Here is a 554-nt window from a genome sequence, read left to right as displayed (position 1 = left end):
TGACAGTTAGAAAAACCGAGGAGGACATTTCACATTATGAAAAAACAAATTATCGCACTGACAGGTGCCATCGCATTATCAACAGCAGCATTCGCAGGTACAGCGTCAGCGAAGACAATTACGATCCAATCAGGTGACACACTATCGAAATTAGCAGCAGAGCACAACACAACAGTGCGTACGCTTCAAAATATGAATCATATTAAATCAGCAAACTTAATCTATGCAGGCGCTCAACTAGAAGTTGGTGACGGCAATGGCAACGCAACTTACCAAGCTCCTGTAAAACAACAAACAACACAATCAACATATAAAGCACCAGCGCAACAACAAACACAAGCAAAATCAACATATAAAGCGCCAGTACAACAAAAACAACAAGCACAAACACAAACAAAGTCATATCAATCAACACAAAAAGCAAGTAATGCATCATCATACCAAGGTTCATCATCTTCAGCGAAATCATGGATTGCCCAAAAAGAATCAAGCAACTCATATGAAGCAAGAAGTGCAACAGGTAAATATATTGGTAAATACCAATTAGATAAATC

The 554-nt window shown here is 38.6% G+C and carries 1 protein-coding gene; it reads left to right on the top strand.

What is annotated here, in order from left to right:
- Positions 1–36 precede the first annotated feature (36 nt).
- Positions 37–554 (top strand): LysM peptidoglycan-binding domain-containing protein (locus ACKVQX_RS14470; protein ID WP_409136445.1); only part of this gene is annotated, 518 nt, incomplete at its 3' end.

This window comes from Kurthia sp. ISK08 (genome assembly GCF_046159805.1).
Lineage (GTDB): Bacteria > Bacillota > Bacilli > Bacillales_A > Planococcaceae > Kurthia > Kurthia gibsonii.
This window is presented reverse-complemented; position numbering and strand designations above follow the sequence as displayed.